The organism is Halomonas salsilacus (assembly GCF_051216275.1).
Classification (GTDB): domain Bacteria; phylum Pseudomonadota; class Gammaproteobacteria; order Pseudomonadales; family Halomonadaceae; genus Halomonas.
On sequence record NZ_JBPKAQ010000001.1, the window covers coordinates 449,387 to 473,905 of the forward strand.

Annotated in this window: 21 protein-coding genes; 14 read left to right on the forward strand and 7 right to left on the reverse strand. The window is 66.0% G+C overall.

Annotated features, from left to right (window positions below):
• Positions 1–160: 160 nt before the first annotated feature.
• Together ACR80S_RS02030 and ACR80S_RS02035 are read right to left on the reverse strand one after the other, a co-directional pair.
• A complete protein-coding gene (locus tag ACR80S_RS02030; protein ID WP_435402426.1) occupies positions 161–790 on the reverse strand; it encodes a TIGR04282 family arsenosugar biosynthesis glycosyltransferase in 630 nt (209 codons plus the stop codon).
• Positions 780–1,469, reverse strand: coding sequence for a TIGR04283 family arsenosugar biosynthesis glycosyltransferase (locus tag ACR80S_RS02035; protein ID WP_435402427.1), 690 nt, complete (start codon positions 1,467–1,469; stop codon positions 780–782). The genes ACR80S_RS02030 and ACR80S_RS02035 overlap by 11 nt, the downstream gene beginning before the upstream one ends.
• A gap of 181 nt (positions 1,470–1,650) precedes the next feature.
• On the opposite strand from ACR80S_RS02035, the gene ACR80S_RS02040 reads away from it, so the two are divergent.
• Positions 1,651–3,822, forward strand: coding sequence for an FAD-dependent oxidoreductase (locus tag ACR80S_RS02040; RefSeq protein ID WP_435402428.1), 2,172 nt, complete (start codon positions 1,651–1,653; stop codon positions 3,820–3,822).
• Here the strand turns inward: ACR80S_RS02040 and ACR80S_RS02045 are convergent.
• The 4 genes from ACR80S_RS02045 to ACR80S_RS02060 are packed head-to-tail and all read right to left on the reverse strand — an operon-like array spanning position 3,809 to position 8,495.
• On the reverse strand, positions 3,809–4,462 hold the full coding sequence (locus ACR80S_RS02045; protein WP_435402429.1) for an ATP-binding cassette domain-containing protein: 654 nt from the start codon (positions 4,460–4,462) through the stop codon (positions 3,809–3,811). The two genes, ACR80S_RS02040 and ACR80S_RS02045, sit on opposite strands and share 14 nt — an antisense overlap.
• On the reverse strand, positions 4,459–6,153 hold the full coding sequence (locus ACR80S_RS02050; RefSeq protein ID WP_435402430.1) for an ABC transporter permease: 1,695 nt from the start codon (positions 6,151–6,153) through the stop codon (positions 4,459–4,461). Before ACR80S_RS02050 ends, ACR80S_RS02045 begins: the two co-directional genes overlap by 4 nt.
• Positions 6,154–6,168: 15 nt before the next feature.
• A complete protein-coding gene (locus ACR80S_RS02055) occupies positions 6,169–7,380 on the reverse strand; it encodes an ABC transporter substrate-binding protein (protein WP_435402431.1) in 1,212 nt (403 codons plus the stop codon).
• A 35-nt stretch (positions 7,381–7,415) separates the two neighbouring features.
• On the reverse strand, positions 7,416–8,495 hold the full coding sequence (locus tag ACR80S_RS02060) for an aminoglycoside phosphotransferase family protein (RefSeq protein ID WP_435402432.1): 1,080 nt from the start codon (positions 8,493–8,495) through the stop codon (positions 7,416–7,418).
• Positions 8,496–8,710: 215 nt separating this feature from the next.
• Between ACR80S_RS02060 and ACR80S_RS02065 the strand changes: the two genes are divergently transcribed.
• The 8 genes from ACR80S_RS02065 to ACR80S_RS02100 all read left to right on the forward strand — a co-directional run bounded on the left by ACR80S_RS02065 (position 8,711) and on the right by ACR80S_RS02100 (position 17,984).
• Complete coding sequence (locus ACR80S_RS02065; RefSeq protein ID WP_435402433.1) at positions 8,711–10,240, forward strand: NfeD family protein; 1,530 nt, start codon at positions 8,711–8,713, stop codon at positions 10,238–10,240.
• A gap of 91 nt (positions 10,241–10,331) precedes the next feature.
• Positions 10,332–11,135, forward strand: a complete 804-nt coding sequence (locus tag ACR80S_RS02070) for a slipin family protein (RefSeq protein ID WP_435400407.1) — start codon at positions 10,332–10,334, stop codon at positions 11,133–11,135.
• A 506-nt stretch (positions 11,136–11,641) separates the two neighbouring features.
• Positions 11,642–13,132, forward strand: a complete 1,491-nt coding sequence (locus tag ACR80S_RS02075) for a SulP family inorganic anion transporter (protein WP_435402434.1) — start codon at positions 11,642–11,644, stop codon at positions 13,130–13,132.
• Between the two features lies 1 nt (position 13,133).
• Complete coding sequence (locus ACR80S_RS02080; protein WP_435402435.1) at positions 13,134–13,988, forward strand: universal stress protein; 855 nt, start codon at positions 13,134–13,136, stop codon at positions 13,986–13,988.
• A gap of 107 nt (positions 13,989–14,095) precedes the next feature.
• On the forward strand, positions 14,096–14,443 hold the full coding sequence (locus ACR80S_RS02085) for a putative quinol monooxygenase (protein ID WP_435402436.1): 348 nt from the start codon (positions 14,096–14,098) through the stop codon (positions 14,441–14,443).
• A gap of 171 nt (positions 14,444–14,614) precedes the next feature.
• On the forward strand, positions 14,615–14,956 hold the full coding sequence (locus ACR80S_RS02090) for a TraR/DksA family transcriptional regulator (RefSeq protein WP_435402437.1): 342 nt from the start codon (positions 14,615–14,617) through the stop codon (positions 14,954–14,956).
• A 1-nt stretch (position 14,957) separates the two neighbouring features.
• Positions 14,958–17,048, forward strand: a complete 2,091-nt coding sequence (locus ACR80S_RS02095; RefSeq protein ID WP_435402438.1) for a HelD family protein — start codon at positions 14,958–14,960, stop codon at positions 17,046–17,048.
• An 81-nt stretch (positions 17,049–17,129) separates the two neighbouring features.
• Positions 17,130–17,984, forward strand: a complete 855-nt coding sequence (locus ACR80S_RS02100; RefSeq protein WP_435402439.1) for a universal stress protein — start codon at positions 17,130–17,132, stop codon at positions 17,982–17,984.
• Positions 17,985–18,058: 74 nt separating this feature from the next.
• On the opposite strand, the gene ACR80S_RS02105 is transcribed toward ACR80S_RS02100, so the two are convergent.
• A complete protein-coding gene (locus ACR80S_RS02105) occupies positions 18,059–19,381 on the reverse strand; it encodes an MFS transporter (RefSeq protein ID WP_435402440.1) in 1,323 nt (440 codons plus the stop codon).
• 64 nt (positions 19,382–19,445) lie between these two features.
• Between ACR80S_RS02105 and ACR80S_RS02110 the strand changes: the two genes are divergently transcribed.
• The 5 genes from ACR80S_RS02110 to ACR80S_RS02130 all read left to right on the forward strand — a co-directional run bounded on the left by ACR80S_RS02110 (position 19,446) and on the right by ACR80S_RS02130 (position 24,517).
• Positions 19,446–19,820: a RidA family protein gene (locus tag ACR80S_RS02110; protein WP_435400672.1), complete on the forward strand. Its 375-nt coding sequence runs from the start codon at positions 19,446–19,448 to the stop codon at positions 19,818–19,820.
• 336 nt (positions 19,821–20,156) lie between these two features.
• Positions 20,157–21,128 (forward strand): aldo/keto reductase, encoded by a 972-nt coding sequence (locus ACR80S_RS02115; protein ID WP_435402441.1) that lies wholly within the window; start codon positions 20,157–20,159, stop codon positions 21,126–21,128.
• Positions 21,129–21,188: 60 nt separating this feature from the next.
• Positions 21,189–22,142, forward strand: a complete 954-nt coding sequence (locus ACR80S_RS02120; protein ID WP_435402442.1) for a 2-hydroxyacid dehydrogenase — start codon at positions 21,189–21,191, stop codon at positions 22,140–22,142.
• 248 nt (positions 22,143–22,390) lie between these two features.
• Positions 22,391–23,434 carry an NAD(P)-dependent alcohol dehydrogenase gene (locus tag ACR80S_RS02125; protein WP_435402443.1) on the forward strand — a complete coding sequence of 348 codons (1,044 nt, stop codon included), beginning with the start codon at positions 22,391–22,393 and terminating at the stop codon, positions 23,432–23,434.
• Between the two features lie 63 nt (positions 23,435–23,497).
• Positions 23,498–24,517 (forward strand): ABC transporter ATP-binding protein, encoded by a 1,020-nt coding sequence (locus ACR80S_RS02130; protein ID WP_435402444.1) that lies wholly within the window; start codon positions 23,498–23,500, stop codon positions 24,515–24,517.
• Positions 24,518–24,519: the final 2 nt, after the last annotated feature.

Genomic DNA, 24,519 nt, shown 5'->3' on the forward strand with positions numbered 1-24,519 from the left:
CGCCGGCAGTCGTTCCATGCGGGTCGGGGACGCTGCCAGGGTGACGTCGTCTTCCGGGCGTCTCTGGTTTGTCATCGCATGCAGGCTCCGGGTTTTGGGTTTTGGGTCTGGCGGGACTGGCGGGCAACACGCCTCACTGAGTCGAGCGGTGCTTACGGATTCAGACCGCTTCCGCCAGTGCCGGATGCGACGTCGACAGCCTGATCAGATCCTCTGGGACGTCGACGTCCCAGACGGTTTCCGGGCAGGTCAGGCGCCAGCCGAGCGCCGCGATACGTTTGCGCGTCTGGGTCATCACGCTCCCGGTGCCCCAGTCGATGTCGCTGAAGGGGTGCCGATGGGCCCGGCGCAAGCCGAGTAGCGCATAGCCGCCGTCCTCGGCCGGCAAGCAGACGGCGTCGTGATCCTCCAGCGCCTCGGCGCAGCGGTGCAGCAGCGCCGGGGTGAGCACCGGACAGTCGCTGCCGATCACCATGGCCGGGCCGTCGGCCGCGGACAGGGCGGCATGCATGCGTTGCCCCAGGTCGCCCTCGGGCTGGGGGCGCAGGACGATGTGGTGGCGTTCGGCGAGTTCCAGGAACAGCGGGTGGGCGTGGTCCAGCGCAGTCCACAGGGTCAGGCGCCCGACGGGCAGGGCGGCGCAGGCCACTTCCAGGGTGTGGCGCAGCAGTTGGCCATGAACGAAGGTGGCCCGCTGGGCACCGCAGGCCGGAATCAGCCGCGTCTTGACCCGCCCGGGGATCGGTGCCTTGGCCAGGACGGCGAGCGATACCCCGGCATCAGCGCACATGGCGATACTCCCGGGCCAGGCTTTCCGGCGATGCGCCCCGCCAGTAGCGCCAGCGCAGCCGCCACATCAGGTGGATCGTGCGCCGGGCGCCTTGCTGCTCCCAGCGACGGCCGCTGGTCACCACCTTCTGACGCAGGCAGGCGGGCGGTGAGAGGCGCTTCAGTCGTCGCGACATCTCGATGTCCTCCATCAGCGGCTGGTCGGGAAAGCCGCCCGCCGCGTCGAAGGCCTCGCGGGTCATGAACAGCGCCTGGTCACCGGTGGCGATGCCGGTCAGGCGTGAGCGCAGGTTCATGGCGATGGCGATGACCGGTAGCAGGCGGGTCGTCCCCTCCAGGCAGACGTCGAAGCGCCCCCAGCACTGCCGGCCCGCCAGCGCGGCGTCGATCAGGCGGTCGGCGTCTTCGGGCAGGCGGGTATCGGCGTGCAGGAAGAGCAGCACGTCGCCCCCGGCCGCCGCCGCCCCCCGGTTCATCTGCCGGGCGCGGCCGCGGGGGGCATCGACCACCCGAGTGCAGAGCGGCGCGGCCAGGGCGGCGGTGTCGTCGTGGCTGCCACCGTCCACCACGATCACCTCCACCCCCCGCTGGATCAGCGGCTGCAGGAAATCGAGGGTGGCGGCGATGGTCGAGGCCTCGTCCAGGACGGGCATGATCAGGCTCAGCGTCGGCGCAGGCATCGTCTCTCTCGCTATCGTAATGGGCATAGCCAGCGGGTCATGCTGACGCCTGTCTTGGTCGCATGATCGGATTGGACCTTTCATCCCGGGCCGGGCCTGTAAGGATGATGACCCGCTGGCGACTCATTCAGGCATGCCCCCGTGGGGCAAGCAACCCCTTCCCGGCCACCAAGGAGGCCAGATGAGATCTCGCCGTCTATTGCTCGTATTAGTGATAGTCGCCGCCGTGGCGGCCTTCTTCCTGTCCGGAGCCAGCGATTTCCTGACGCTGGAGACCCTGCAGGCGGAGCAGGCCCGCTTCCAGGCCTGGCTGGCGCGGGAGCCCGTCACCGTCATCGGTGGCTTCTTCCTGCTCTACGTGGTCATGGCGGGGCTCTCCCTGCCGGGCGCTACTCTGATGACCCTGTTGAGCGGCGCCCTGTTCGGCCTGGGCTGGGGGCTCTTGATCGTCTCCTTCGCCAGCACCCTGGGCGCGACCCTGGCGGCGCTGATTGCGCGGACCCTGCTGCGTGAGCCCCTGGAACGGCGCTATGCCAGGCAACTGAAGCGCATCAATGCCGGGATCCGCCGTGAAGGGGCGCTCTACCTCTTCACCCTCCGGCTGATCCCGCTGTTCCCCTTCTTCGTGATCAACCTGGTGATGGGGCTGACGCGGATGCGATTGGCCACCTTCTACTGGGTCAGCCAGGTGGGCATGCTGGCGGGCACGGCGGTGTTCGTGAACGCCGGCAATGAGCTGGCCGAGCTGCAGGCCCTGGGCGATATCCTCTCGCCTTCTCTGGTGGCCTCCTTCGTGCTGATCGGCCTCTTTCCCTGGCTGGCCAAGGGCCTCGTGGCGCTGGTCAGGCGTCGCGCCCTGGCGCGTCGCTATCGGCGCCCGGCGCGCTTCGATCGCGACGTCGTGGTGATCGGCGCCGGTGCCGCGGGGCTCGTGGCCAGTTATATCGCCGCGGCGGTGCGCGCCAGGGTCACCCTGGTGGAGCGCGAGCAGATGGGCGGAGACTGCCTCAACACCGGCTGCGTGCCCTCCAAGGCGCTGATCCGCGCCGCGCGCTCCGTTCGGGAAGTGCGTGGCGCCTCCCGCTTCGGTGTCCAGGTGGCCGAGCCGAGCGTGGACTTCGCCGCCGTGATGGGCCATGTGCAGGGCGCCATCGAGGCCATTGCGCCCCACGACAGCGTCGAGCGCTACGAGAGCCTCGGGGTGGAGGTAATCAAGGGTGAGGCGAGCCTGGTGACCCCCTGGCAGGTGCGGGTGATGACACCGGAAGGGGAGCGCACCCTGACCGCACGCCATGTCATCATCGCCAGCGGGGCGCGGCCCCGGGTGCCCGAACTGCCCGGCATCGAGTCGGTCGAGGTGCTCACCTCCGACACCCTGTGGCGGCTCAAGGAGCTGCCCGAACGACTGCTGGTGCTCGGCGGGGGGCCGATCGGCTGCGAGCTGGGGCAGAGTTTCGCCCTGCTGGGGAGCCGGGTCACCCTGGTGGAGTCGGCCGGCCAGCTGCTGCCCCGGGAGGATGCGGAGGTGGCCGAAGCGCTTCAGGTTGCCATGGGCGAGGACGGCGTTCGGGTCCTGATGGGTCACCGGGCGCTGGGGGTGGTGGCGGACGCGGCAGGCTCGGCACTGGAGGTGGCGAACGCCGACGGCCACCGCGAGCTTGTTCCCTTCACGCACCTGCTGGTGGCCGTGGGTCGCGAGGCCAACGTCACCGGCATGGGGCTCGAGGCACTTGGCATCGACACTCGCGGCAACGGCACCCTGGACGTGGACGAGACGCTGCGTAGCGTGCTGCCCAACGTCTGGGCCTGCGGCGACGTGGCGGGGCCCTACCAGTTGACCCATGCCGGGGCCCACCAGGCCTGGCATGCCACGGTCAATGCGCTGTTCGGCGAGGTCAGGCGCTTTCGGGTCAGCTACCGGGCGCTGCCGGCGGTGACCTTCACCACTCCCGAAGTGGCGAGGGTGGGGCTCAACGAGCGTGAAGCCCGCGAGCAGGGGCTCGACTATGAGGTGACCCGCTATGCGCTGAGCGAGCTCGACCGCGCCCTGGCCGAGGCCGAGAGCGGGGGCTTCGTCAAGGTGCTCACTCCCCCCGGTAGCGACCGCATCCTCGGCGCCAACATCGTCGGTGAGGGGGCCGGCGAGATGCTGGCCACCTTCACCCTGGCGATGACCCGCGGGATCGGGCTCAACCGCCTGCTGTCCATCATTCACCCCTATCCCACCCGCAGCGAGGCGGTGAAGGCGACCGCCGGCGTGTGGAAGAATGCCCACAAGCCCGAGCGTCTGCTGGGCTGGCTTGAGCGCTACTTTGCCTGGCGTCGCGGAGCGGGGCGCGTTACTCGAGGGTGATGATCCGACCGCTCGCCGCTGCTGCGTCCTGGTGGTCGTGGGTAACCAGCAGGCTGGGCAGCCCCGCTTCGCGCAGCCTGCTGAACACCAGCTCGCGCATCTCGTGACGCAGCGCCGTGTCGAGCTTGGAGAAAGGCTCATCGAGCAGCACGGCGCTGGGGGCCGAGAGCAGCAGGCGCATCAGGGCCACCCGCGACTGCTGGCCACCGGAGAGGGTTGCCGGGTCGCGCTCGCCGAAGCCCGCCAGGCCGATCGCCGCCAGTGCCGCCTCGATCCTGGCGGCCTTGTCGGGAGTGGCGCGGGGCAGGCCGAAGCGCAGGTTGCCGGCCACCGAGAGGTGGGGGAAGAGCAGCGGATCCTGGAACAGCAGGCCGATGCCGCGCCGCTCGGCGGGTAGCGCGGTGATGTCATGACCATCCAGCAGAACCCGGCCCGCTGACTCGAAGGCGGGTGACAGGAAGCCGGCGGCGAAGGCCAGCAGGGTCGACTTTCCCGAGCCGGAGGGGCCCATCACGGTGAGCACCTCGCCGGGGGCGATCCGGGCATCCAGCGCCAGCAGCGTCCTGCCCTGAAGGGCGATATGCACGTTATCAAACACCAGGTCGTGCACCAGGTCGCATTCGGGTGAGGGGGCGGTCATGGCGATCCTCGCATTCCGCGTCGGTTGCTCCAGAGTAGCCGCGGCAATCCCACGGCGATGAGAAAGCCCAGCAGCGGCAGGCTGGCCTGGACCAGCGCCCAGACGCCGATCAGGCGGCGGTTGCCACCGGCCGCCAGGGCCACCGCCTCGGTGGTCACGGTGGGCACGCGTCCGGCGCCCAGCAGCAGGGTAGGCAGGTACTGACCGATGCTCACCGCCAGGCCCACCGCCATGGCGGTGAGCACCGGCGCCAGCAGCATCGGCAGGCGCACGCGCCAGAAGGCGCCGTCGGGCGTGGCGCCCAGGGTCAAGGCCACCCTCGACCAGCGCGGATCGAAGCGCCGATAGGCCTCCGACAGCGACAGGAACACATAGGGCAGAACGAACAGCAGGTGGCCGAAGATCACCAGCCACGTTGTGGGGCGCGTGCCCAGTGACTCCATGACCACCACCAGACCGAACAGGAAGGCGATCTGCGGCACGATCAGCGGCAGATAGAGCAGTCCCATGGCCGACAGCATGCGTCCCTGGGCTGGGTGGCGCCCGCTGCGCTGCTCATGTTCCAGGGCGGCCAGGGCCAGGCCCAGGGCGAGCAGCGTCGAGACGGCGGCGATCACCAGCGTCGCAGCGACCGGCCCAGCCAGCGACGGCAGGGCGCGCTGCCAGTGCTGGAGCGTGAAGGCCTGGGGCAGGGCGTCGGGAAAGCGCCAGAAACCGGCCAGGGAGTTGAGCGCCAAGCCGGCGATGCCCACCAGGGCGGTCACCGCGGCCAGCAGGATCAACGCCTTGCCGGCCATCCGCAGTGACCTCTCGCCACGATGCCGCTGGCCGCCCGCCACCCAGCCGCTGCCCAGGCGCCGCACCAGGCACTCCAGCCCCCACCAGGTGGCCAGTGCCGCGGCGGTGACGCCCAGCTGCAGCAGGGCGCCGGCCGAGGCCATGAAGCGCCGCGACAGGTCCGGATCGTTGAACCAGTTAAGGATCGACACCGCCAGGGTCGGCGGCAGGGTCGGGCCGAGGATCATCGCCACGTCCACCACCGAGGAGGCGTAGGCGATGACGGCGAAGACCGGCAGGCGGATCAGCGGATAGAGCGAGGGCACCACCACCTTCAACCAGGCAAGGGTCGGGCGGTAGCCCAGCGATCGGGCCATCGCCACGCGCCGCTCGGCGTCGAGCTGGTACAGGGCGGCGAGGCTCATCAGCAGCAGGAAGGGAATCTCCTTGATGATGAGCCCCGCCATCAGCGAAAGCCCCCAGGGGTCCTGGACGATCAGCAGGTCCGGCGGTCGCTCCCAGCCGGTCAGCCCGGGGGAAGCCAGTCGCGCCAGCAGGCCCGAGGGGGCGATAAGGAAGGCCAGGCCGAAGGCCGCCGCTGCATGGGGAATCGACAGCAGCGGCGAGACCATGCGCCGGATCCAGTGGTCCAGTCGATTACCCGAGGCCCCGGCGAGGAACAGGAGCACCACCGTCAGCGATATGGCCGTGGTGACCAGGCCGCTGGCGAAGCTTATCCCTACCGACCTTGCCAGGCCGGGCTGGACGAACAGCTCCCGCCAGGGCGTAAGGCTGAAGGTTTCCCCACCCAGCGCTGGCAGGTAGCCGAAGGCGGGCAGCAGGGCCATGGCCAGACCGGCCAGGATCGGACCTACCAACAGAAGGGTGATCAACCAGGGGGCGAGTCTGAGCATCGCGCTACCCGCCGATCAGCGGCCGACGTAGCGTTCTTGCCAGGCCTCGGCCAGGGCGTCGACCCAGGTGGGGTGAGGCTGGCCGAGCACCTCGCCGAGTTCGTCCGGCGACAGGGTCGCGATGCCCAGATCGATGTCGTCGAACCGGGCGCGGTCGGCCTCGTCGAGGGTCTCAAGCGCGAGCACCGTGTTGCTGCCCCATACCCGCGGGTCCTGCTTGTGGGCCTGGGCCTCGGGGCTCAGCAGGTAGTTGGCTACCACCATGGCGCCGGCCTTGTGCTGGGCGTTGTAGGGGATCGCCATGAAGCTCATGTTGCCGATCATGCCGTGGTCATGCACATAGCTGCGGACGCTGTCGGGCAGTTCGAAGTTGGCGATGGCACCCGAGGCCTCGGTAGTGCTGAAGGATAGGGCAATGCTGATCTCGCTGTCGCCCATCAGGCGGCGCAGCTCCGAGCTGTTGGCGGGAAAGGCGCGGCCACTCCGCCACAGCAGCGGGTGCAGCTCATCGAGGAAGGTCCAGAGCGGGGCCGTTACCGCGTCGAAGTCGGCTTCCTGCATGGGCCGATAAAGGATGTCTGTCTCCTCGGTCAGTTCGAGCAACGCCTGGGTGATGAAGGCGTTGCCGAGGAAGTTGGGGACCCGGGCGTAGGTAAACTCGCCGGGGTTGTCCCGCGCCCAGTCGAGAAGGCCGTACATGCTGCGAGGATGGGCATCGACCAGCGCCGTGTCGTAGTAGAACACCACCTGGGAGCTGCTCCAGGGCGACTCGAGGCCGTCCACCGCGATCGTCCAATCGTAGCGGACCGCCGGTGTGTTCTCGGGGTCGGTAAGCGGATAGTGGGGCAACTGCTCCGACCAGGGACCGAACAGCAGGTCGTTGGCCTTCATGGTGGCGAAGTTCTCGCCGTTGATCCAGATCATGTCCACGTTGCCGCGATCGTCGTTGCCGGCCTGCTTCTCGGCCAGCACCCGGGATACCGCCTCGGCGGTATCGCTGAGCTTGACGTGCACCAGGTCGATATCAAATCGCTCGGCGACCCGGTCGGCGGTCCACTGGATGTAGTCGTTGGTGCGCTCCTCGCCGGCCCAGGCATACCAGTAGACGCTCTGGCCCCGGGCCTGCTCGAGCACCGCCTCCCAGTCGGTGGTGTCGGGCGCGGCCTGGAGAGGCGCAGCGAGCAGCAGGGAAAGGGCGGGAAGCAAGGCAAGGGGGCGGATTGGCATTCGGGCAGTCCTTGTCGGGTGGGTCGGGAAGGGTATCAGTCGCCCAGGTCGACCCGGAGTTCATCCAGTTCATCGCCCACGCGATCGATCACCGCCGGGGAGAGGTAGTGGTCGACCCGATCGCGGACATGGGCCAACAGGGCATCGTCGCTGAGCTCGGCCGACCAGTCCTCGCCGGAGGCATCGGTATCGCGGTTACGTCGGTGCTGGGTCCGCCACTTGGCGCACCAGGTCAGGGACCACAGCCACATGGCCCGGCGGCAGGCCAACAGTGCGGTGGTATCGCTGGCGGGACCCCCGCCGCGACGCCAGCGGCGATAGAAGTCTGCCACTTCTTCTGGGCTCAGCACGGCGCAGCTGTTCAGGTCCCAGGTGGTGGAGGTATAGAGCGTGGCGTGGGCCAGATCGAAGCCCGGCAGGCCATAGCGGCACTTCTCCAGGTCCACCAGCACCGCGCGCCCCGAGTCGGTGATCAGGAAGTTGCCAGGATGGGCGTCGAAACTGATCAAGCAGGGTGCCATGCCGGGCCCTGTCGGCAGGTGCTTCGGCAGGTTGGCAAGCTCGCCCTCGATCCGTGCCCGGGCCTCCCGGGAGAGCCCGGCGTGGCCGAGCCACTCCGCCTGTCTGGCCACCTCCTCGCGCATGGCGCGCCAGGGGTCAGCGGGGGCGTGGAGGGGAGGGCGGTCCGCAGCGGTAAGCACCTCCAGGCCGTGGATGGCGGCCAGCGCCTCGGCGATAGCGGGCAGGTCGTCCGGGAGTCGGGCCGGCCGCCCACGGATCGCGCTGACCAGCAGGCCGCCGCGGGGCAGCTCCGGCCCGGGCGGCAGCACCGCATGCAGCGCCGGCGCATGGCCGCTCTGGCTGGCGCGGGCGAAGCAGGCCGCCTGGTAGGCAAGGTTCTCGTCAGCGGGTAGCCCCATCTGGCTCTGCTTGGGCAGGCGTGCCACCCAGTCGATGGCGTCTCGCGAAAGCCACACGTGGGTATGGGCCAGCCCGGTATCGGCCATCGGGCGCATGGCACGTATGTCTCTGGCCAGGCCGGCGCGAGCCAGGGCCCCGGCCAGGGCATCGTGCGAGTCGAGTCGGGCGTCCGGGCAGGGGACGGAATCCGTCATGTCACTCCTCGGTGTCGGAAAATCGGCATCCATGGAAGGTCGAGAGAGCTTGGTATTCCTTACACATCCGCTGGTCAGCATCTACGCTGATATGGGTATCGGCCGAACTGAGTTCCTGAACCATTTTTCTGAACTTGCTTTCTGAACTTGCTTTCTGAACCAGGGGTCAAGCCGACACTCACACCCATTGTACGGGTCGCGCAGAGAAGATCACCATGAGCCGAATTCATGCCGCCCTGATCGGACGACGTTTCCTCCTGTTCAGCTTCTGCTGCCTGGCGCTGGGCGTCTTCCTGGCCCTCTTCCAGGCGGTGGTTCAGGCTCAGCAGAATGAGCGTACGGCGCTGGTGATGACCGTCGAGGGCGCCATTGGCCCCGCCACCAGCGACTATTTCAAGCGCGGCTTGAGACGGGCCGCCGAGGGCAATGCCGAGATCGTGGTGGTGCAGATGGATACGCCCGGCGGCCTCGACGCCTCCATGCGCGACATGATTCGCGCCATGCTGACCTCGCCGGTGCCGGTGGCCATCTTTGTGTCGCCGAGCGGCGCCCGGGCGGCCAGCGCCGGCACCTACCTGCTCTACGGTAGTCACGTGGCGGCCATGGCGCCCTCCACCCATCTGGGCTCGGCCACGCCGGTGCAGATGGGGGGCGGCGGCCTGCCGGGACTGGGTGGCGATGACGACGACGACGGCGATGGCGGAGCCAGGGCGGAAGAGCCGGAGGATGCCGCCGACGCTGCCGGGGAAGACGGTGAGGCAGTGGCCGAGAACGATGAGGCAATGTCGCTGGACGAGGAGGAAGCCTCCGCCGAAGACGACACCCGAAGCGAGCCCGCTACCGGCCCGCGCCGCGGCGAGACCGCCATGGAGCGCAAGGTGCTGGAGGACGCCGTCTACTACATCCGCGGCCTGGCCGAACGGCACGGCCGCAACGCCGACTGGGCCGAGGAGGCGGTGCGAGAGGCGGTCAATCTAACCTCCCGGGAGGCGCTGGAGAAAAGCGTCATCGACGTGGTGGCCAGCGACGTCGAGGACCTGCTCGAGCAGATCGATGGCCGCACGGTGGTGATGGAGCGCGGCGAGCTGACCCTCGCGACCTCTGACCTCGGCATCGAGCGCTTCGACCCCGACTGGCGCACCGAGCTGCTGTCGGTGATCACCAATCCCAACGTCGCTTACTTCCTGATGATCATCGGCTTCTACGGGTTGATCTTCGAGCTCTCCAACCCGGGCAGCCTGGTGCCGGGCACCATCGGCATCATCTGCCTGCTGCTGGCTCTTTTCGCCTTCCAGGTGCTGCCGGTCAACTATGCCGGCCTGGCGCTGATTCTGGTGGGTCTCGCGCTGATCGTGGGCGAGGCCTTGATGCCCAGTTTCGGCATCCTGGGAATCGGCGGCATTGTCGCCTTCGTGATTGGATCGGTGATTCTGATGGATACAGACAACCTGAGTATCTCGCTGCCGATGATCGGCGGCATCGCCCTGCTGGCCGCGGTGCTGATGCTGTGGGTCATGACCCGTTTCATGAGCATTCGCCGCCGCCCGGCCAAGGGGGGAGAGGAGGAACTGGTCGGCAGCGAGGCCCGTGTCCTCGAGGATTTCGACGGCCAGGGCCACGTGAGGCTGATGGGCGAGCGCTGGAACGCCCGCAGCGACCAACCGCTGGCCAAGGGTCAGATGGTGCGGGTCTCTCGCATCGACGGCCTGACCGTTGAGGTCGAGCCAATGGAAGAGCACCACTGAACCGTCGCGTTCGGCGCGTCAGGGTTTCACGCTGAACATTCCCGCCAACCCTTCCCCGCAAACCATTCCCTGTTAACCAAGGAGACAGGCCATGTTGATTTCCTATCTCGTGCCGGTCGTGCTGCTGTTCATGCTGATCGCGGCCTCCATACGCATCCTGCCGGAGTACAAGCGCGGCGTGGTGTTCTTCCTGGGGCGCTTCCAGGGGGTCAAGGGACCGGGCCTGCTCATCATCATCCCCGGCATCCAGAAGATGGAGGTGGTCGACCTGCGGGTGGTCACCATGGACGTGCCCGAACAGGATGTGATCTCCCAGGATAACGTGACGGTTAAGGTCAACGCGGTGATCTACTTTCGGGTGGTCGACCCCGAGAAGGCGATCATCCAGGTGGAGAACTTCACCATGGCGACCAGCCAGCTGGCCCAGACCACCCTGCGGTCGGTGCTCGGCAAGCATGACCTGGACGAGATGCTCTCCGAGCGCGACAAGCTCAACAATGATATCCAGGAGATCATCGACAGCTCGGCGGAGAGCTGGGGCATCAAGGTCGCCAACGTGGAGATCAAGCACGTGGACCTCGACGAGAGCATGATCCGCGCCATCGCTCGCCAGGCCGAGGCCGAACGCGAGCGCCGGGCCAAGGTGATCCACGCCGAGGGCGAACTGCAGGCTTCGCGCAAGCTGGTCGAGGCGGCCAACGTCATGGCCGAGAACTCGGCGGCGCTGCAGCTTCGCTACTTGCAGACCATGAGCGACATGAGCAACAAGAACGCCTCCACCATCGTCTTCCCGCTGCCCATGGACATCATGGAGGCCTTCCGGCACCTGAAGGCCTCGCCGGCCGCCCAGGCACGCACCGGCGCCAGGGCGCCTGACGAGGGCAGCGACACCTGAGCCTTTCTCTCCCCACTTCGCCACGGCCCTCCGGCCGTGGCGGCACCTGACAATCGGGTTCAAGGGTGCGGTGCAGCACAAGACCTGTTAGAATCCGCGGCTCGTTTTCCAGGCGACCTTGAACCCGGCTCATGTCGAGGCTCGGCGCCGCGACGAAACTCCAGGCGCCGCCCTCGCGAGCGCCCTTCCAAGACAAGGGACAGCACACCGTGATGACTCCCCTGGCCGGGCTGGCCACGCCGCCCTAGCGCACCTCTCCTCCCCTTGCGGCGGCGCCCTCGTCATCGAGGCGTCACCGTGCGGCATCACCCTGTGGATGCCCGGGCGCCATTGCGCCCACCCCTCCCTCAGCGGCAATAATAACTAGCGGCAATACCGAATCAGTGGCAACACTCAATCGGCAGTGGCAACGCCTGGCCCCGACTGCCATCGATATGGTCATCGGCTCGGCGTTACCTGATTCCCCGGCGCCTGACGGCAAGACACTCACCTGACTGGAACCCAGCATGTACGAAAAAATGAAGCTGAGTTGGTTCTCCAACTTGAAAGGCGACACCCTCGCGGGAATCGTGGTCGCGCTGGCCCTGATTCCCGAGGCGATCGCCTTCTCCATCATCGCCGGCGTCGACCCCAAGGTGGGGCTCTACGCCTCCTTCGCCATCTGCGTGATCATCGCCTTCACCGGCGGGCGCTCCGGCATGATCTCCGGCGCCACCGGCGCCATGGCGCTGCTGATGGTCACCCTGGTCCGCGACCATGGCCTCGAGTACCTGCTGGTGGCCACCCTGCTCACCGGGGTACTGCAGATCCTCGCGGGGTACCTCAAGCTCGCGGAGCTGATGCGCTTCGTGTCGCGCTCGGTGGTCACGGGCTTTGTCAACGCCCTGGCGATCCTGATCTTCATGGCCCAGCTGCCGGAACTGACCGGGGTGACCTGGCACGTCTATGCCATGACCCTGGCCGGCCTGGCGATCATCTATGGCTTCCCCCTCGTGCCGGTAGTCGGCAAGTCGATCCCGTCGCCGCTGGTCTGCATCGTGGTGCTGACGTCGGTCTATCTGCTCACCGGCATGGAAATTCGCAGCGTGGGTGACATGGGCGAACTGCCGGACAGCCTGCCGGTCTTCCTGTGGCCTGATGTCCCCCTCAACCTCGAGACCCTGATGATCGTTCTGCCCTACTCGCTGATGCTGACAGTGGTGGGCCTGCTCGAGTCGATGATGACCGCCACCATCGTCGACGACCTGACCGACACCAAGAGCGACAAGAACCGCGAGTGCAAGGGCCAGGGCATCGCCAACATCGGCTCCGGCCTGATCGGTGGCATGGCGGGCTGCGCGATGATTGGCCAGTCGGTGATCAACATCAAGTCCGGCGGTCGCCGTCGCATGTCCTCGCTGATCGCCGGCGTGGTGCTGCTGATGATGGTGGTCTTCCTGGCCGACTGGGTCTCGATGATTCCCATGGCGGCGCTGGTCGCGGTGATGATCATGGTCGCCATCGGGACGTTCAGCTGGAGCTCCATCAAGGACCTCAAGAAGCACCCGATGAGTACCAATATGGTCATGGTGGCCACGGTGATCGTCACCGTCGGTACCCACAACCTGGCCATCGGGGTCTTCGTCGGCGTGCTGCTCGCCGCTATGAACTTCGCCAACAAGGTGGGCAACATCCTTTATATCGGCAGTGAAGAGGCCGACGAAGGGAGCCGGCGCATCTACAAGGTGGTGGGCCAGGTGTTCTTCGCCTCCTCCGAGCACTTCAGCGGCGCCTTCGACTTCAAGGAGACCGTGGAGAAGGTCACCATCGACCTCTCCCGCGCCCACTTCTGGGACATCACCTCCGTGCAGACCCTGGATCGCGTGGTGATCAAGTTCCGCCGCGAGGGCACCGAGGTGGAACTGGTGGGCCTCAACGAGGCGAGTGCTACCATCGTCGACCGCTTCGCGGTGCATGATGACCCGGAAGCCGTCGAGAAACTGATGGGAGGACACTGACATGACCGAACAGGTAATGGCCGCCATCGACGGCTCGAAATTCTCCGAGGGCGTGTGCGACGCCGCCGCCTGGGCCAGCCTGGCCCTCGGCGCGCCGCTGACCTTCCTGCATGTGAACGACAACCATGTGCCGCCGGAGGAGCGCAATCTCTCCGGCAACCTGCGCGCCGGTGCCCGCGAGCGTCTGCTCGAGGAGCTCTCCCAGCTCGACGAGCAGCGCGCGAAGATCGCCCAGGAGCAGGGCCGACTGATGCTGCAGGCCGCCAAGGAGCGGGCGGTCGAGGATGGGGTCGCCGAGCCTGGCACTCGCCAACGCAACGGCACCCTGGTGGAGACCCTGGAGGAGCTGCAGAACGATATGCGCCTGCTGGTGATCGGCAAGCGCGGCGAGGGAGCCCAGCATGACGGCGACCACCTGGGCTCAAACCTGGAGCGGGTGGTGCGCACCCTGCATCGGCCGATCCTGATGGTGCCGGAGTCCTTCAAGACGCCCGAGACGGTGATGCTCGCCTTCGACGGCAGCAAGACCACCCGCAAGGGCGTGGAGATGCTGGCGAAGAGCCCGCTGTTCGCGGGTATTCCGGTGCACGTGGTGATTGTCGGCGCCGAGACGGGCGATAACCGCTCGCAGCTCGACTGGGCGCTGAAGACCCTGCGCGACGCCGGCCACGAGGCCGAGGGCGCCATTCGCGCCGGCGAGGTGGAGGCCACCCTGCGTGGCTATCAGGAAGAGCAGGGCATCGACCTGCTGGTGATGGGCGCCTACGGCCATTCACGCATCCGCCACCTGCTGGTGGGCAGCACCACCACCGAAATGCTGCGCCGCACCAGCGTCCCGATCCTGCTGCTGCGCTGACCCTTTCCCCGAGCCGGCCCCGTCTTGCACGGTGCGCCGGCTTTTTCTCTATCATGGGGTTCCCCGGCGACACCCTCGGCCGAGTAACCGCCTATCTGGAGTGACCCATGTCCCGCAAGCTCTACTGCATCGCCAACTTCAAACCCAAGCCCGGCCGCGAACAGGCGGTGTTCAAGGCCCTGCAGACGCTCGAGCCCAACGCCCATCGCGAGGACGGCTGCCTGCATTACACCGTGACCCGCCACATCGATCACCCAAACGCCCGGGGGGCCAGCTACCCGATCGTATTCCATGAGATCTGGGCCAGCCGCGAGCTCTTCGAGGCGCACTGCAACCGTCGCGAGATCAGGGAATTCTTCGCCCACCACGTCGAGTCGTCGGACGGAGACATCGAGGATGCCAACGTATGCGTCTATACCGATGAGCCCCTCGACTACGATGCACCGCGTATCTGAGTCCATCGCTCCAGGCCAGGGTGACCCCAGCCGTACAGACAGATCAGCGGTCTCGAGGTGGTGAGATCGCTACACAGAGATGGTCAAAGCCGCTATGTTGGCTCCTTGGCCGGTGATGCGGCGACAACCACGGGGCCGGCCTCGTGGTCAGCTGAACGTGGAGGGCAAGCGATGAACCATCCGGAGATCGATATCGAGGCGATCACCCGCCAGTTGGAGGACACCAGGGCGGCGCTGATCGACCAGAGCTACCAGAGCAAGGAGAGTCGCGCCACGGTCATGCTGGATCAGCAGTCGGTGGGGCGCTTGTCCCGCATGGATGCCCTCCAGGGCCAGGCCATGGCCAAGGCCGAGGAGGATCGCCGTCAGCTGGCGCTACGCCGGATCGAAGCGGCGCTGACCCGGATCGGCCGTGGAGATTTCGGGGAGTGCACCGATTGCGGCGAGTGGATTTCCGCCAAGCGCCTGGAGTGGGATCCGACCGTGCTCAAATGCATCGACTGTGCGGAGTGACATGACCCAGAAAGACGTTGTCATCGACCGGGCGGCCGAGCGCCGCCATCTCGACCACACCCTGGAGCGCATCGAGGCCAACCTGGACGAACTGGACCAGCGGCTGACGGCCTATGCCGAGGAGATCCAGGCTCAGAAGGAGTACCTGTGGTCGAACCGCGATGAGATGGATCATATCGAGAAGATCGCGGCGCGGGAGTCGATCGAGCAGTCCGTCATGTCCGGCGACAACGCCCTGGCCCGTCGCCAGAAGCTCGACAAGCTCCGCCACTCCCCCTACTTCGGGCGCTTCGACTTCGCCCGCGGTGGCGAGGCCGAACCGGTCTACATCGGCGTCCACCACTTCCATGACGACCTCGCCAGAGTCAGCCGGGTGCATGACTGGCGGGCGCCCATCGCCTCGCTGTTCTACGACGTGGAGACCGGCCCGGCCACCTATGAGAGTCCCGAGGGCACGGTGGCCGGCGAGGTGACCCTGAAGCGGCAGTTCCGTATCAAGGGCGGCGAGATCGAGCTGATGATCGACAGCGCGGTGCATGTGGTTGATGACGTGCTCCAGGATGAGCTCGGCCGCGCGTCCGACGAAGGCATGAAGAACATCGTCGCCACCATCCAGCGCGACCAGAACGTCATCATCCGCGACGACGAGGCTCAGGTGCTGGTGATCCAGGGCGTGGCGGGGTCCGGCAAGACCTCCATCGCCCTGCATCGCATCGCCTATCTGCTCTACCGCTTCAAGGACAGCCTGCGCTCCGAGGACATCCTGATCATCTCGCCCAACCGGGTATTCTCCGACTACATCGCCAACGTGCTCCCGGAGCTCGGCGAGGAGACGGTCAATCAGGTTGGCATGGAGGAGCTGGCCGATGAATTGCTCGATGGCCAGTATCGCTTCGAGAGCTTCTTCGAGCAGACCGCAGCGCTCCTGGAAAAGGACGATGAGGCAATGAAGGCGCGGCTACGCTACAAAGCCTCGCCGGCGTTCCTGGCCGAGCTCGACCGCTATGCGGGCCACGTGGAGGCGAACCGCTTCGCCGCCGAGGATATCTGGATCGCCCGTCGTCTGGTGCCTGGTTGGCTGGTCGAGGAGGTGTTTCGCAAACACCGTCACCTGCCCACCAATGAGCGGCTCGGGCAGGTGAGCTGGGAGATCGAGCGCAAGATCGGCAACCAGTACAACTACGACCTGGCGCCGGAGGAGCGCAAGGCGCTCAAGGCCGCCGTGAAGACGATGCTGCGCCAGTCCACCCTGCGCGAGACCTACAAGGGCTTCTATGACTGGCGGGAGCGGCCCGAGCTGTTCAGGACCGCCTCAAGGGGGCGGCTGGAGTACGCCGATGTCTTCCCCTTGATCTACCTGAAGATGCGCCTGGAGGGGGTGCGCTCGCGCTGGCGCGACGTCAAACATCTGCTGGTCGATGAGATGCAGGACTACACCCCGGTGCAGTACGCGGTGATCGGCCGGCTCTTCGCCTGCAAGAAGACCATCCTCGGCGATGCCTTCCAGTCGGTGAACCCCTATACCGGCTCCGGGGTCGAGGAGATCCGCCGGGTGCTGCGCCAATCCTCCTGTGTGACCCTCAACAAGAGCTACCGCTCGAGCCTTCCGATCACCCGCTTCGCCCAGCGCATCTCGCCCAACCCCGACCTGGAGGCGATCGAGCGCCCCGGGGAGGAGCCCGCGGTGATCCGCGCTCGCACCCGCAGGGCGGAGCTTGCCACCATCGCCGAGCTGGCCCGTGACTTCACCGCCTCCGAGCACAACAGCTTAGGCATCGTCTGCAAGACCCAGAAGCAGGCGATGCGGGTCTTCGAGGCCCTGGAGGGTGGCGAGCACGGCGAGTTCGAGCGGCTGCAGATCCTCGGCGAGAAGAGCGCCGCCTTCGGTCGGGGCATCGTCGTCTGCACCGCCCACATGGCCAAGGGCCTGGAATTCGACCGGGTCATCGTGCCAGAGGTCACGGCGACGAACTATGCCACCGACATGGAGCGCAACCTGCTCTATGTGGCCTGCACCCGGGCCATGCACCGTCTGGCGCTGACCTATGCCGGTCCCCTGACCTCCTTCTTGGACGAATCGCTGCTACGTTGATCCACGTCCTATGCAAGGCGCCCTGCATGGGGTAGAAACGTCAGGACAGATAACGACATATGCCAGCCAGGAAAAGACACGATGACCGAACAGGTGATGGCCGCCATCGACGGCTCGAAGTTCTCGGAAGGGGTGTGCGATTCCGCCGCCTGGGCAAGCCTCGCCCTCGGCGCGCCGCTGACCTTCCTGCATGTGGTGGACAACCATCCCCAGACCGCCGAGGCCGATCTCTCCGGCAATATCGGCCTGGGCTCCCGGGAGCACCTGCTCGAGGAGCTCTCCCAGCTCGATGAGCAGCGCGCCAAGGTGGCCCAAGAGCAGGGCCGCCTGACGCTCAAGGCCGCCAAGGAGCGGGCCATCGAGGTGGGGATTGCCGAACCGGGCACCCGCCAGCGCAATGGCACCCTGGTGGAGACCCTGGAGGAGCTGCAGGAGGAGATCCGTCTGCTGATTATTGGCAAGCGCGGCGAGACGGCCCATCAGGACAGCGGCCACCTGGGTTCCAACCTGGAGCGGGTAGTGCGTACCCTGCACCGGCCGATCCTGATGGTGCCGGACGCCTTCAAGACGCCCGAGACGGTGATGCTCGCCTTCGACGGCAGCAAGACTACTCGCAAGGGGGTGGAGATGCTGGCCAAGAGCCCGTTGTTCGCCGGCATTCCGGTGCACGTGGTGATCGTCGGCGCCGAGACGGGCGATAATCGCTCCCAGCTCGACTGGGCGCTGAAGACCCTGCGCGATGCCGGCCACGAGGCCGAGGGCGCGATCCGCGCCGGCGAGGTGGAGGCCACCCTGCGCGGCTACCAGGAGGAGCAGGGCATCGACCTGCTAGTGATGGGCGCCTACGGCCACTCGCGTATCCGTCACCTGCTGGTGGGCAGCACCACCACCGAGATGCTGCGCAAGGCGAAGGTGCCGGTGCTGCTGCTGCGCTGATCGCGGCGGCCACTCGGCCCACGACGCCCCGGTGCTCCCGAACGGATGAAGGGAGCCTGGGGCGTCGTCGTTTGTCATTCCCGGGTCTTGAGGTCGCCAAGCACCCCCTGGGCGAGCCACCAGCCGGCGATGAGAAAGGCCAGCATGCCGGCGAGGATGGCGGTGAAGGAGGCGCCCAGGTCCAGGGCGATGCCTAGCACCGCCGGCGCCAGGCCGGTGGAAAAGACCATGCAGGCACTCAGGGTGGCGCGCACGGTGCCCAGGTGCTCTGCCCCCCAGGTGCGGACCAGCACGCTGGTGGGGGGGGGGTTCCGTTCGNGGCCGGTGGAAAAGACCATGCAGGCACTCAGGGTGGCGCGCACGGTGCCCAGGTGCTCTGCCCCCCAGGTGCGGACCAGCACGCTGGTGGCGATGGGCTCCTGTGCGCCCATCGCCAGCCCCCCGCCCACCATCAGTGCCCAGACGCCGAGGTGGCCGCCCATCAGCATGGCGACTCCCAGGGCCAGGGCGAAGGGCAGCAGATAGAGCCGGGCCAGGCGCACCGGCCCCAGCCTGTCGACGAAGCGTCCACCGAGCAGGGCGCCGGGCAGCTTGGCCAGACCCATGCCGGTGAGCGCCAGGGCGTAGGCCGCCAGGCTGCTGTCCAGGTCGGCGGTCAACTGGGCCTGGTAGATGAACAGCCCGGTCATGGTCACCGGCAGGATCATCAGCAGCGGCAGCAGCCGCCAGAAGCGGACCTCGCGGAAGGGGCGTGGCCCGTCCTGGCGCTGCCCCCTGGCGGGGCGCTTCCCGGGGGCGCCGGGCCAGGGGCCGCGCAGCAGTAGGGGGAGCCAGAACAGCGTCAGTGCCAGCACGAACAGCCACCACAGCTCCCGCCATCCCAGCCACACCAGCAGCACCGCTACCAGCGGGGGCAGGGCCGTTTCACCGAGCATGATGCCGAGACTGGTCAACCCCAGGGCGCGGCCGCGCAGCTCGGTGAACTCGCGCCCGGCCAGGGTATTGCCCAGGTGGGGCATCATGCCCTGGCCACAGAACCTGACCAAGCCCAGGCCGAGCAGCCCCAGTCCCCACCAGGGCGAGAGGGTCAGCAGCAGCGCGCCCCCCAGCAGGCCGCCCAGCACCATGAGTGCGAAGCGCTGCGGTGGTATCCAGTCGATGCTGGGCCCCAGGCACAGCACGGCGAAGCCGGCGACCAGGGTGACCAGGGCATAGGTGGTGCCGAACTGGCCGGCGGTGAGGCCGAGTCGCTCGCTGAGCGGCGCCTGGAAGAGCCCGATGAAGAAGCTCTGGCCGAGGCTCGAGGTGAACATTGCCAGGAAGGCGATGCCGATCAGGCCGCGGTGATCCCGTAGCAGCAGGCGGTAGCCCATGACGCCCTCCTCTGGCGCTGGCATGATGAGACGGTCAATCCTGTCAGGGCCATCTTACCAGCTGGCCGATCATGCATGAGGAGCAGCCATGACTATCACCCGTCACGACACCAAGGCGCGCATGAGCCGCGCCGTGATCCACAATGGCGTCGCCTACCTGTGTGGCCAGGTGCCCGGCCCCGAGGCGCGGCAAGGGGATATCACCGAGCAGACCAGAAGCATGCTGGCGCGAGTGGATACGCTGCTGGCCGAGATCGGTTCCGACCGGGAGAGCCTGCTCACCGCCACCGTCTACTTGAAGGATGGCCACGATGTCGCCGCCATGAACGCGGTGTGGGACGCCTGGGTGCCCACTGGCCATGCGCCGGCGCGTACCTGCGTCTGCGCGCCGATGCCCGCCGATGATCTCAGGGTGGAGATCACCATTACCGCGGTCGTGGTCAGCGGCGACTACAGCTACTGACGCGAACGCCTAGCGGGTGCAGGGGTCGTCCAGGACGGCCCCCTCCCGCGGCCGCAGCCGTCGCGACAAGGCGTCTACGGCGATTTTGGCGATTTTGCACATCGCCACGGAGACCCATCGTCCCGCATGTGAACTAGGCAGCCACTGGTCAGATTGAAATCGGTTCGCTCGAACGGTGCCAAGAAGTGTTCAGTGCAAAGCGACATGAAGACAGTTCTGAACACTGGGTGAATGGGTAATCTGTCGAATTGACTTCCTGCGGCTCTTGTTTCAAGCACTTAGCAGGATGGCCCTGTTTATGCATTGGTCTTGTCTCCTTCACCATGGAGAAGACTCGTGCAGACTCGTTCCCTTCCCGGCAGTGACCTGCGCTTCAGCGCGCTGACTTTCGGCACCATGCGTTTTGCTTCCAAGGACCCTGATGATCATGCGTCGGTTTCCCAGGGAAAACGTGCCCTTTCCGCTGCGCTGGATGCCGGCATCAATACCGTGCATTCGAGCTACGAGTACGGCACCCGCTGGGTCCTGGACGAATTCCTGGGAGAGCATCCCAAACGCCATGAACTGCAGCACATGATCAAGGTGGCCTCGCCTGAATACACCGATGGAGGATTCAGCGAGGCGCAGTTCCGCGAGACCATCGAGACGGCCTTACGGGAACTGCACACGGAACACATCACGCTCGTGCAGCACCTGCAGCGCGGGGTGCCCAAGCCGATCATTTACGACTCGCGTGGCGATGGGCAGCGCCTGGCTCAGTTCGACAGCGTGACCGAGGATCTGCTGGCCGCGTTCGACAAGCTCAAGGACGAGGGCAAGGTCGGCCACCTGACCACCTTCCCCCATACCCTCGGCTTTGCCGAGCGAGCCATCGCCTCCGGTCAATTCGAGGGCATGGTCTCCTTCTTCAATGTGGTCGAGAACGACCTGCTCGACCACTTCCCGCGCATGGCCGAACAGGGCATGCACGTCTTCGCCATGCGTCCCTTCCTGCAGGGCATGCTCAACAGCCGTCGTGCCGAGAGTCAGGAGTTGCTCAATGACTCACCTTTCGGCAAGCCGGAGTGGGCGCCTCACCTCAGGCGCCTCGAGCGCATCCGGCCTCTGGTGCGTGAGGCGGGCATTGCATGGGATGACCTGGCCCTGCGCTTCGCCCTTCACCCGGCCATCGTGCCGTCGGTGATCGTCAGCATGAACCGCGAGGAGCAGGTGGCCAGGGCCGTGGCGGCTATCGAGGGGCCGCCTCTGGACGATGCGCTGGTGATGAAGATCCGTGAGGTAAGTCGAGATATTCCGCTGGCCAATTAAGCCAGCGATGTCCACGAAGTGCCAATTATTGCCAAAGCTCATTCATATGGAGGGTTAATCATGCGTGCTGTGTTTCTTGACCGAGAGTCGCTGGACAGGGGAGACCTCGATCTGGTTCCAGTAGAGCAGGTCGTCGACACCCTGGTGAGCTACCCCCAGACCACCTCGGAACAAGTCGCCAAGCGAATCCGCGGCCACGATATCGTCATCGTCAACAAGGTGGTCCTGGACCGTCAAGCTTTGGCGGCCAATCCACCCAGGCTGATCTGTGTGGTGGCCACTGGGACCAACAACATCGACCTTCAAGCCTGTCGTGATCTGGGTATCACGGTGTGCAACAGCCGTGGCTACGGGACTGACTCGGTTGCCCAGCATGCTCTGTGTCTTATGCTGGCGCTCTCTACGCGCCTGATCGACTACCACCAGGGGGTGGCCAGGGCAGATTGGCACCGCAGTTCCCAGTTCTGCCTGCTCGACTACCCGATCCAGGAACTCGCCGGGAAGACGCTAGTGATCGTGGGGCTGGGTACCTTGGGTGGACGCGTGGCCGAGTTGGGCAGCGCCCTGGGCATGACCGTGAAGGTGGCAGCGCGGCCGGGTGCCGAGACAGACGGCAATCGTGAGCCCCTAGAAACACTGCTGCCTCGGGCAGATGTGATCAGTCTTCACTGCCCGCTGACCGAGTCGACGCGTCACCTGATTGGTGAAAAGGAAATAGCCGCGATGAAACCGACGGCCCTGGTAATCAACACGGCTCGCGGGGGCCTCATCGACGAACACGCACTGGCTGATGCCCTGAGGCACGGCGTGATCGGTGGTGCCGGCATCGATGTCGTGGATGGTGAGCCACCGGCACAGGACAGCCCGCTGCTTGTCGAGCCGTTGCCCAACCTGATCGTCACGCCGCACTCCGCCTGGGGGGCCCGGGAAGCGCGACAGCGTATCGTCGGTCAGCTGGTCGAGAATATCGTGGCCTGGCAAGTCGGTACGCCGACCCGGGTGGTCGAGCAGTGAAGTGTCGTCACCTCGCGTGTTGTTCAGAATTGTCCAGTTTTGACTACCAGCAGCTGACCATGGTTCAGCACTTAACGACACCATGAGAGACGTGAAAATCCCTAACCCATTGAATAAAAGAACATGGCATGGCTCTTGCGAGGTAATGGACAAATATTGAAAGCACGTGACATGGCGAGAGACCAACACGAGGTGCCACTGCCACCGTGCCCGACTCGATAACAATCACAACGACAAGGAGATAGATCATGAAAGCAGCGGTGCTTCATGCCTATGACGAGAAGGTCGAACGCCAGGAACTGGTCACCTACGAAGATTGGCCGGACCCCAGGATCGAGAAGCCCGATGATGTGATCGTCAGGATTGGGGGTGCAGGGGTATGTCGCACCGATCTGCATATCATCGAAGGGATCTGGCGCGAGCATTCGCCGATTGACCTGCCCTTCGTGATGGGGCACGAGAACGCGGGCTGGGTCGAGGAGGTCGGTTCTGGCGTCACTAGTGTCAAGCCTGGCGACTCGGTGATCTGCCACCCGCTGGCCACCAACGGTCACTGCCTCGCCTGTCGGCGCGGCAACGACATGCATGCTGAAGACAGTAGCTTTCCGGGCATCAATGCCCAGGGTGGCTATGCCGATTTCCTCCATACCAACGAGCGGGCGCTGATAAAGCTGCCTACCAGCCTGGCTCCCAAGGACGTTGCCCCCTATACCGATGCCGGCCTGACCGCCTATCACGCGGCCAAGAAGGCCGCCAGGCATCTGGTGCCGGGCCAGAAGGTGGTGGTCCTGGGGGTGGGCGGTCTGGGTCATATCGGGGTGCAGGTCCTGGCGGCCCTGTGTGGTGCTGAGATCATCGCCATCGATCGTGCCGAGAGTGCCCTAAAACTGGCCGAGGCGGGCGGTGCCCACCATGCCATCAAGGCCGATGGCGGTGAGGTCGATGCGGTGATGTCGTTGACCAACGGCCACGGCGCCGAGGCGGTGCTCGACTTCGTCGGCGAGGGCGATGCGGTCAGCAAGGGCCTGGCCATGACCCGGGCCAACGGTAGCTATTACGTGATCGGTTACGGCGGCAAGATCGAGATTCCCACCATCGACCTGATCGTCACCGAGAAGAGCATCATCGGCAATCTGGTGGGCACCTATCCGGAACTGGTCGAGCTGATGGCCCTGGCCGACCGGGGGGCCGTGGAGCTGGCCACTCGCGAGTACGCCCTCAAGGACACCAACAAGGCGCTTCATGATCTGCATCTCGGAAGAGTGCCAGGACGAGCCGTCCTGATTCCCTAGCCTTTGTCTGTGGCCCACCCCGACGGGTCACCACCATTCTTCTGCTAGCGAGAGCCCTTTCCGATGACAGCAAACAAACCGCTTCTCAGCGTCAAGGACCTGAAGGTCCACTTCAAGACTGACGACGGCATTGTCCCGGCCGTGGACGGTGTCAGCTTCGATATCAACGAGGGAGAGACCCTGGCCGTGGTTGGCGAGTCCGGCTCGGGCAAGTCGGTCACCAGCCTGGCGATCATGGACCTGTTGCCGAAGGGCAAGGGCTATGTCGCCGGAGGCGAGATGCTGTTCGAAGGCGATGACCTGGTCAAGATGGAGAAGCAGAAGCGCCAGGCCTTGCGTGGTAATCGCATCTCGATGATCTTCCAGGAGCCGATGACCAGCCTCAATCCGGTGTTCACCTGTGGTTACCAGATCGCCGAGGCCGTGGCGCTGCACCAGAAACTCGACAAGAAGGCCGCCTGGAAGAAGGCCATCGAGATGCTCGACCTGGTCAGCATTCCAGAGCCGGCCCAGCGTGCCAAGGAGTATCCCCACCAGCTCTCTGGCGGTATGCGCCAGCGCGTGATGATCGCTATTGCCCTCTCTTGCAACCCGAGGTTGCTGATCGCCGACGAGCCGACCACGGCACTGGATGTGACCATCCAGGCCCAGATCCTCGACCTGATGCGCAACCTGCAGAAGGAGATCGGCACCAGCATCCTGTTCATCACTCATGACCTGGCCGTGGTGGCCGAGATGGCCGACCGCGTCGTGGTGATGTATACCGGCCGCGCCGTGGAGGAGTCTGGTGTCTTCGACCTCTACGAGCGGCCGACCATGCCCTACACCAAGGGCCTGCTTAACTCCATTCCCTCCTGGGCCGGTAACAAGCAGGGCAAGAAAGAACGCCTGGTGGCTATCCCCGGCAATGTGCCAAGCCCGCTCAACCTGCCGCCAGGCTGCAGTTTCGAGCCTCGCTGTCAGTACGCCAAGGATATCTGCACGAAAAAGGTCCCGCCGCTGGAGTCGATCGGTGGCGACCATCGGGTGCGCTGTGTGCGATGGAAGGATATCGAGAATGACATTCAGGCGGGGAGGTCTTGATT